This is a genomic window from Lysinibacillus boronitolerans JCM 21713 = 10a = NBRC 103108 (assembly GCF_000772935.1).
Classification (GTDB): Bacteria; Bacillota; Bacilli; order Bacillales_A; family Planococcaceae; genus Lysinibacillus; species Lysinibacillus boronitolerans.
On sequence record NZ_JPVR01000051.1, the window covers coordinates 22,719 to 31,273 of the forward strand.

The window sequence follows — 8,555 nt, forward strand, 5'->3', positions numbered from 1 at the left end:
CTACTATTTCCGAGATATATTGAAATAGTAGATGTTTTTTATTTACAATAATAGAGTAAGTCATTAATCATAATAGGGGTGTTATGTATGACAAAAGTAGAAGTAAGCTTTCAGCATTTACCAACAACAGCTATTTCAGATGCAACAGGCGGGCATACCAATTTGCGAAGTGATATTAAGCCGTTAGCAGACCATTTTAAAGTTGCGGGGCGAGCTGTAACTGTACGTTTACCAGATGGTGAAAATGGGGCAGTTTTGGAAGCGATAAGGGCTGCAAATGAAGGGGATATTTTAGTCATTGATGCAAAGGGAAATACTAACCGAGCTGTTGCTGGGGATTTTGTGATCTCCTTAGCAAAAGGGATAGGTGTACAAGGTTTTGTTGTGGATGGTGTAATCCGCGATATTGCAGCAATTCGTGAATTAAATTTCCCTGTATTTTCGTTAGGCACTACTGTAGCTGCGGGCAATAAAAACGGCGGTGGTCAAGTAAATGTACCGATCGCCATTGGAGGAGTTACGGTTCATCCTGGAGATTATATTATTGGGGATGTGGATGGTGTAATTGTTGTGCCACAGCAAGATGCTGAAAAAATTGTTGTAGCAGCAGAGGCTAAGCTTGAAAAAGATGAAAAACGTGCTCAAGAAGCACATGCCAATGGAAAAGAATCAATTATCGCTTATTTAGATAAAGTAGTAGCAAAATAAAAAAACCCTCACGATGCCATCCAACATCGTGAGGATTTTTTTAAATTACGCTAAATTTTCATTATCATTAAAGTAATTTTTCATTTTTTCTCGATCGAAACGGCCTTCCCATTTCGCCATTACTAATGACGCTAATGAGTTACCAATTACGTTAACAACTGTACGTCCCATATCAAGAATACGGTCAATACCAGCAATAAAGGCTAGTCCCTCAAGTGGAATACCTACAGTACCTAAAGTTGCTAGAAGTACTACGAATGATACCCCTGGTACACCTGCAATACCTTTAGATGTAACCATTAATACAAGCATTAACGTAATTTGTTCACCAATGCTTAGGTGAATACCGTACATTTGTGCAATAAATAATGCTGCAATGGCTTGATATAATGTTGAACCATCTAAGTTAAAGGAGTAACCGGTTGGTATAACAAAAGATACAATATCCTTTGGCGCCCCTAATTTCTCCATTTTCATCATAATACGTGGTAGTACAGCTTCAGAACTTGCTGTTGAGAAGGCTAAAATTAGCTCATCTTTTAACACTTTAATTAAATAGAAGATGCTGATTCCTGCGAATTTTGCCACAAGTCCAAGAACGACAAAGATGAAGAACAGCATTGTTGCATAAACAAGAATAGCTAATTTGGCAAGTGGAACCAGTGAAGCAAACCCATATTTGGAAACGGTTACACCAATTAGACCAAATACCCCTAGTGGAGCGAATTTCATTACGAGGTTTGTTACCCAGAACATAGCATCTGCTACCCCTTGGAAGAAGTCTAAGACTGGTTTCCCTCGATCACCTACTGCAGCAACCCCTAAACCGAAAATAACTGAGAAGAAGATAATTGCTAGCATATTACCTTCAGCCATTGACTGAATAATATTTGTTGGGACAATGCCTACAATGATATCAAATGGTCCCTCATGCTGTACTTCCTCAGTTGTTGATACATACTTCGAAATATCCCCTTGAGATAATTCATTCATGTTAAGACCTGCACCAGGTTGGAAAATATTTGCGGAAAGTAATCCAACTACGATTGCAACTGTTGTAATAATCTCAAAGTAAATTATAGATTTCCCGCCTAATCGTCCAAGTTGCTTCATATCTCCTGTACCAGCAACACCAACGATTAATGTCGAAATAATAATCGGTACAACAATCATCTTAATAAGATGTAAAAATATATCCCCTAATGGTTGTAGATATGTCTCAATTTTGGGGTTTCCGTAAAAGATACCACCAACAATGATCCCTAAAATCAAACCGATTAAAATCTGAGCGGCTAAGCTGACTTTAAATTTCTTTTTCAAATCCTTTGTACCTCCCCTAATATTAAATTTTTAGGACACGCCTTACTTTAATAATACGGAGGACTTATGGAATCCGACAAAATCCGAGAAAATTAATTTACTTTTGTTAAAATGTCTGAATATAACACTTGAATAAACTTCTTAATATTTACCTTTGCTTTACGATTATCGTGATCTTCAATCTGTGTCATGAGCTGACGAATTTCTTTAAAATCAAAGTAGCGAGGGGCATAATACTCGAATTCTGAGTTTGTATAATCAACAACCCCTAAATTAGCGAGATTAATCATGGCAGCTAATATAGTTCGACGCACACGTTGCTCGATGGCTTTACTTTCTTTTAAAATTTCATCTGGTGTAGCCTTGGTCACAGCTGCAATTTCTTCATAAAGCTCTTTTAATGGAGGAAGGGGTGCAATCTTGTGCTGGTGAGCAAGTAATGTTTCTATAATGGCAATGATATCCTCACTACCGATTTCCCCGACAATCCCCATATCATTTAAAATAGATTGAATATGGTCTCGTGATGTAGCTTTATGAGCCTTTTGTTCACTTAACTCAATGTTTGTAAGAGATTGACGTATCACTAATAGTGAGTTTTTAAGTCGAAATTGTTCAGTTGTTTTTTTCAAAACATTCTCGACTTCAATACGATTGATTGGTTTATGAATGAAGAAATCAATTCCTTGCTCATAAGCTTCACCAACCATTTCCTTATTCACTACCTGTGAAATCATAATAAATTGTCCCTCGAACCGATTTTGCATTAGTTGTTCTACAGTTGCTATACCATCAAGCTTAGGCATTAGTAAATCAATAAGCACAAACTCTGGCTGCGTCATTAAAATTTGTGGAATAGCATCCTCACCATTGCGAGCCTCACCAATAACTGTGCCTAACCCGCTATCCTCAATAATTTGCTTTAACATAACACGACTTGCACGATCATCGTCTACAATAAAATACCTCATTTAAGTCTCTCCCGTTTGAATAGTTTGCGTAGGAATTATGATTTTAAACGTTGTGTATTGATTGTTTGATTCAACGGTTATTGAGCCTTTTAATTTTTCTACTAGTTCAGCAACATGTGAAAGCCCAATGCCAGTTGCTGCAACACCATCAACATTGAATTTTGTGGTGTATCCAGGTTCAAAAATAACAGAAATATCTGCTTGTGAAATCCCTTGTCCATTATCACATACTGTTATTACAGTATTATCTTCTTGGCGCTCAATAGCAATAGAAATGATCCCCTGCTCTTTAATAGCCTCAACAGCATTGGCTGATAAATTATTTAATAGAGCAAGGAGTGCAATATGATCTTTTGTTTGAAAATCGAAGTCTATACATGTATTAAATTGTATTTCCTTCCCAAGTAATTCCGCATATTTCCTATTACCTTCTTCAATATAATGCAATAATTCAGATAATACAAAAGGGCCAAAGCTCTTTTCACCAACAATCTTTGAAATACCAGCATATATCCGTTGAGAATCCTTTTTCACTTCATGGATTTCCTGGGCAATATGAAGCGCTTGTAAACTTTCTGCTCGAAAACCTAGAGCCTTTAGCTGTCGATATAATTCATAACCACTACCTGTAATCGTTTCAATATGATTCATTGATTTTTTTAAATATAGTGTCTCAACATAGAGGTCAGATCCAATATTAAGCATTTCTTGTACCCGCTTTTTTTGTTCAGCAATCAAAATCGAACTGTAAATCCCTACTACAAAAAAGCTACGTAATAATGCTACCGCTAATAGGATCAAGAGGTCATGGAGAAATAAAAAATTATACGTTTGGACAAAAAAGCGGAAAATCTGTTCCGCTAAATTACTAATGACCTCACTAAAGGCAACGAGTAAACCAAGTTTTAATGGTTTTTCTCTGTATTGTTGAATATTTAAAATTTGCAGGCATAGTGCAAACAATACATAAAATAAACCGGCTGGTAAATGGTTAAATATACTCTCAGAAATTGGAACATCATGTAATGCCGAATTAAAAACCCGAAAAATAGTTGTTACAATACTGGTAGCTATACCAGCTAAAATAATTGGTGTAGGTTTAATTAATGTACATAAAAAGAAGACAATTGTTCCTAAACCAAAACGAAAAGTTGTATTCGCAAAAGGCATAATTTTTATTTCACTACCAATTGCAGTCATAACAGCAATTATGAATATCCAAGTAAGGGAAGCACGCGTCATAAGTAATTTCGATTGCAATTCAACAACCTCCCATCATTGATATAATAAAAAATACCACAACCGAGGCGGAAGTGGTATCTAACAAGTAATACATACAATTTAGGCAAAAAAAAACGGCTACATTCGTAGTCGGAAATTTAAAACTGGAGGAGGTAGAGGGATTCGAACCCCCGCGCGGTGTTACCCGCCTGTCGGTTTTCAAGACCGATCCCTTCAGCCAGACTTGGGTATACCTCCATGTTATGTTGCTCTGTTGTCTTATCGACAAAAATAAATTTATCATAACTAGAAACAAGCGTCAATATATATTTCGAAAAATTTTTTATTGTTTTAATCATGAGTAGCGAATAAATAATTTGTGCATTAAGTTGCAATTTATACAAACAGTCAGTATACTAGTTATTGCCGTGCTAGGTGGGAAGGTAGCGGTGTCCTGTAACTCGCAATCCGCTCTAGCGAGACTGAATTCCTTTTTCGAGGCTGTCCGTATTGTTTGGTCTGCCTTTTGCACGTAGTGTTGACGATTGGGTCCTGCGCAATGGATACCCATGAACCATGTCAGGTCCGGAAGGAAGCAGCATTAAGTGGTCTTATTCATGTGCCGCGGGGTTGCCTAATCTGAGCTAACGACAAGAGTAACGCTTATGTGCGGCTGTCAAGGAAAGGTGCACGGCATTAAATTGCCAATTCAAAGCATCCGTCTATTATAGGCGGATGCTTTTTTATTTTAAATTTAGCAACTTCATTTTCTATATAATGCAGCAAATGCTATAATAAAACTATTCAATTAAATGGAGAAGGAGAGAGGAAATCAGTGACGTATCAAGCATTTTACCGTGTGTATCGACCGCAATCTTTTCGAGAAATGTCTGGTCAGGCACATGTCAAAAGAACGCTACAAAATGCTCTCCTAGCAAATAAAACAACACATGCTTACCTGTTTTCTGGGCCCCGTGGTACAGGGAAAACAAGTACGGCTAAAATCTTTGCGAAGGCCTTAAATTGCGAACATGCACCATCGAAAGAGCCGTGTAATGAATGTGCTACATGCATAAGTATTACAGATGGTTCTCATCCAGATGTAATTGAGTTTGATGCAGCCTCGAATTCACGTGTTGAAGAGATTAGGGATATCATAGAAAAGGTTCGCTTTGCTCCGGCAAGCAGTAGATATAAGGTGTATATCATAGATGAAGTGCATATGCTTTCTACAAGTGCTTTTAACGCTCTTTTAAAAACATTGGAAGAACCACCTCCCCACGCTGTGTTTATTTTAGCAACAACAGAGCCTCATAAATTGCCTGCAACGATTATTTCCCGTTGCCAGCGCTTTGATTTTAAACGACTTTCTACTAATGATATTATTGAACGGATGAAGGTTGTTTTAGAAGACATTGACTTACCATATGAAGAACAAGGTTTAAAGGTGATTGCACAATCTGCCGCAGGAGGAATGCGTGATGCTTTAAGCTTATTGGACCAAGTTGTGTCTTTTAGTGGGGAAAAATTAAAACTTGAGGATACGTTGCTAGTTACAGGTTCTATTAGTCAGGATATTTTTTATGAATTGGCTGAGGCACTCAAAGTGAAAGATGTTGCGCAAATGCTTGCGCTTTTAGAGCAACTTATAGCTGACGGTAAGGACCCTTTGCGACTCTCAGAGGATTTAATTACATTTTTCCGTGATTTATTATTACTTCAAACAAGCGATGATTTAGCTGAACTTTTAGAGCTTGTGTCACCTGAGGAACGTGTATTTACATTAGCACATGAGTTTGCACCAGATTTGCTTTATGGTTATATTGATATACTCGCAAAAACACAGCAGGAAATGCGTTTCTCTCACCATACGAAAATCTATTTAGAGACGGCTTTGCTTAAAATGGTTCAGTTTTCGGGGGGAGTAACCCATCAATCAGTGGCCACAAACGAAACGATGCAAAGCCCTGAGCTCACTCAAAAAATTATAGATCTTGAGCAAATAGTTCAGCAATTATCCTTACAACTGCAAACAGGGACACCTGTGCAAGCGTCGGCAGCACAAAAAGAGCAACGACCCCGAGCTAAAAACCCGAATGGTTATAAAGCACCGACAGGTCGTATTCAGGAAGTGCTGAAAGATGCAACAAAGCAAGATGTGCAACGCATTAAGTCCATTTGGGCACAAGCCTTAAGTCAAATGCAAAAATCTCAATCGGCTCTTTTAGCAGAAGCCGAACCTGTTGCGGCATCTTCAAGTGCTTTTGTGTTAAAATTCAAGTATGATATTCATTGTCAGATGGTTGCCGACAACCAGTCTTTAAAGGCTCACTTTACACAATTAATTGCAGGGCAAACTGGTACAATGTACGAGATGCTATGCATACCAGAAGAATCATGGTTAAAAATGCGTGAAGAGTTTATTCGTGATCATGGTCTGCAGCAAAAGAAATCACAGACTGTATCAGAGCATGGAGAAGAATTATTAGAGCCACCACCGGCAGAAATGCCAGAAGAACCATTTATCGATGATGCTCAACCTCTTGCTTCACAGGATCCGCTTGTGACAGAGGCTGAAAAGCTCTTTGGTAAAGATTTTGTAGAAATTATTGAAGATTAAATTTTTAGGAGGAAACATTTATGCGTGGAATGGGAAATATGCAAGGTATGATGAAAAAAATGCAAAAAATGCAAAAGGAAATGATGGAGGCTCAAGAAGCTTTAAATGCTGAGCAATTTGAAGGTGTTGCGGGCGGCGGTATGGTGAAAGTAACAGTTTCTGGTCAGCGTGAAGTAGTTTCAGTAAATCTAGATGAATCTGTAGTAGACCCAGAAGACATCGAAATGTTACAAGACCTAATTGTTATTGCAACAAATGAAGCGTTGAAAAAGGTAGAAGAAAAAACAAACTCAACTATGGGTAAATTCACTCAAGGCTTAAACCTTCCATTCTAGGAGGTATTCATATGTACTACCCAGAACCAATATCTAAATTGATCGATAGTTTTATGAAATTGCCAGGTATCGGGCCGAAAACTGCGGCTCGTCTGGCGTTTTTTGTGTTATCCATGAAGGAAGACGATGTATTATCCTTCTCTAAAGCACTGATTGATGCTAAACGAAACCTAAGCTACTGTTCTGTTTGTGGCAATATAACGGATGTAGATCCATGTCACATTTGTACGGACAAGCAGCGAGATCATTCTATTATTTGTGTTGTGCAAGATACAAAAGACGTAATCGCAATGGAAAAAATGCGTGACTACAACGGTATGTACCATGTGCTTCAAGGGGCTATTTCACCAATGGATGGTATTGGTCCAGAAGATATTAATGTTGCTTCCTTGCTAGTGCGCTTGCAAGATGAAAGTGTCCAAGAACTTATTTTAGCTACGAATTCAACAATCGAGGGTGAGGCAACCGCTATGTACATTTCTCGCCTTGTCAAACCGTCAGGCATTCGTACAACCCGTATTGCTCATGGATTACCAGTAGGTGGAGATCTAGAATACGCAGATGAGGTTACGCTATCTAAGGCAATGGAAGGTCGACGTGAGTTATGAGTGAGGGATTAATATGTTCTTCCGTAGTAAAGGGAAATTAAAAAAAGAATTCGATGATAAGCTTGTGAATCTGATTAAAGAAACAAAAGAGGATTTACAGCAGGCGAAGATAATAGAAGAATTAATGGATGATTATGACCTAGGTGTGATTGCTCAACGCAAAACAGCAGAAAGTATTCATTTCTATTTGTTTAAGGAAGCTAGAATTCGTAAGGTATTAATAAAATAGTTCTTTTTAAAATATTCATAGAAGCAAAACAGGAAACATAAACTTTCATAATTATTTAATTGAGGAGGCAACTATATGTCTTGGTTAGTTATTGTGAGTATTTGTATTCCTGTCGGGCTTCTTTTTCTTTATATAATAATAAGACATGCTAAACTGGGGAAAATTTTAGAAGGATTATCGGTGTTTTGGTTTAGATTTGCATTTGCTTTTCTATTATTATTCGTAATCCATTTAGGTATTGGTTATATAGGATATAATGTACCAATCAATCTGTTTTCTGTCTTAACAATCGCCGTCTTAGGTATTCCTGGTGTATTAGGAATAACAGCCTTAATATTTATTTTATAAAAAGCTTGCAATATAAAAAGATTATGGTATAGTTATAGGAGTCGCTAATACAACTGATTGAAACAAAAAAAGATTTTGAAATTATTGTTGACACAGTGTGAAGCACATGGTATTATATAAGAGTTGCTGCTGAAACAGCGGCGAACAAATGAACCTTGAAAACTGAACAAGCAAAACGTAATCAATAAAGTTTTA

At 37.4% G+C, this 8,555-nt stretch carries 9 protein-coding genes, 1 tRNA gene and 1 other RNA gene; 7 read left to right on the plus strand and 4 right to left on the minus strand.

The window, feature by feature from the left end:
* Nucleotides 1–87: 87 nt before the first annotated feature.
* Nucleotides 88–708, plus strand: a complete 621-nt coding sequence (locus tag CD31_RS01315) for an RraA family protein (protein ID WP_036075174.1) — start codon at nt 88–90, stop codon at nt 706–708.
* A gap of 45 nt (nt 709–753) precedes the next feature.
* Here the strand turns inward: CD31_RS01315 and CD31_RS01320 are convergent, their stop codons facing one another.
* The 4 genes from CD31_RS01320 to CD31_RS01335 all read right to left on the minus strand — a co-directional run bounded on the left by CD31_RS01320 (nt 754) and on the right by CD31_RS01335 (nt 4,478).
* Entirely contained in the window at nt 754–2,028 is a 1,275-nt protein-coding gene (locus CD31_RS01320; protein ID WP_016995246.1) for a cation:dicarboxylate symporter family transporter, read from the minus strand.
* A 92-nt stretch (nt 2,029–2,120) separates the two neighbouring features.
* Nucleotides 2,121–2,999 (minus strand): response regulator, encoded by an 879-nt coding sequence (locus tag CD31_RS01325; protein ID WP_036075176.1) that lies wholly within the window; start codon nt 2,997–2,999, stop codon nt 2,121–2,123.
* Nucleotides 3,000–4,259: a sensor histidine kinase gene (locus tag CD31_RS01330; RefSeq protein ID WP_052125291.1), complete on the minus strand. Its 1,260-nt coding sequence runs from the start codon at nt 4,257–4,259 to the stop codon at nt 3,000–3,002.
* Between the two features lie 126 nt (nt 4,260–4,385).
* Nucleotides 4,386–4,478: transfer RNA gene (locus tag CD31_RS01335), tRNA-Ser, on the minus strand.
* A gap of 168 nt (nt 4,479–4,646) precedes the next feature.
* Here CD31_RS01335 and ffs point away from each other — a divergent pair.
* The 6 genes from ffs to CD31_RS01360 all read left to right on the plus strand — a co-directional run bounded on the left by ffs (nt 4,647) and on the right by CD31_RS01360 (nt 8,360).
* Nucleotides 4,647–4,914: signal recognition particle sRNA large type (gene ffs, locus CD31_RS22795), an RNA gene on the plus strand.
* A gap of 141 nt (nt 4,915–5,055) precedes the next feature.
* A complete protein-coding gene (gene dnaX / locus CD31_RS01340) occupies nt 5,056–6,840 on the plus strand; it encodes a DNA polymerase III subunit gamma/tau (protein ID WP_036075178.1) in 1,785 nt (594 codons plus the stop codon).
* Nucleotides 6,841–6,860: 20 nt separating this feature from the next.
* A complete protein-coding gene (locus tag CD31_RS01345) occupies nt 6,861–7,175 on the plus strand; it encodes a YbaB/EbfC family nucleoid-associated protein (protein WP_004233957.1) in 315 nt (104 codons plus the stop codon).
* Nucleotides 7,176–7,186: 11 nt separating this feature from the next.
* The gene (gene recR / locus CD31_RS01350) at nt 7,187–7,783 is read left to right on the plus strand and encodes a recombination mediator RecR (protein ID WP_016992632.1); all 597 of its coding nucleotides are present in this window, start codon (nt 7,187–7,189) and stop codon (nt 7,781–7,783) included.
* Between the two features lie 13 nt (nt 7,784–7,796).
* A complete protein-coding gene (locus CD31_RS01355; RefSeq protein ID WP_004233954.1) occupies nt 7,797–8,012 on the plus strand; it encodes a YaaL family protein in 216 nt (71 codons plus the stop codon).
* A 75-nt stretch (nt 8,013–8,087) separates the two neighbouring features.
* Nucleotides 8,088–8,360 carry a pro-sigmaK processing inhibitor BofA family protein gene (locus CD31_RS01360; RefSeq protein WP_016992634.1) on the plus strand — a complete coding sequence of 91 codons (273 nt, stop codon included), beginning with the start codon at nt 8,088–8,090 and terminating at the stop codon, nt 8,358–8,360.
* The last annotated feature ends 195 nt before the right edge of the window (nt 8,361–8,555 follow it).

Coding starts and splice junctions, on each gene's coding strand:
- CD31_RS01355 (WP_004233954.1), top strand. CDS start 7,797: ATGTTCTTCCGTAGTAAAGGGAAATTAAAAAAAGAATTCGATGATAAG.
- CD31_RS01345 (WP_004233957.1), top strand. CDS start 6,861: ATGCGTGGAATGGGAAATATGCAAGGTATGATGAAAAAAATGCAAAAA.
- CD31_RS01325 (WP_036075176.1), bottom strand. CDS start 2,999: ATGAGGTATTTTATTGTAGACGATGATCGTGCAAGTCGTGTTATGTTA.
- CD31_RS01315 (WP_036075174.1), top strand. CDS start 88: ATGACAAAAGTAGAAGTAAGCTTTCAGCATTTACCAACAACAGCTATT.
- recR (WP_016992632.1), top strand. CDS start 7,187: ATGTACTACCCAGAACCAATATCTAAATTGATCGATAGTTTTATGAAA.
- CD31_RS01360 (WP_016992634.1), top strand. CDS start 8,088: ATGTCTTGGTTAGTTATTGTGAGTATTTGTATTCCTGTCGGGCTTCTT.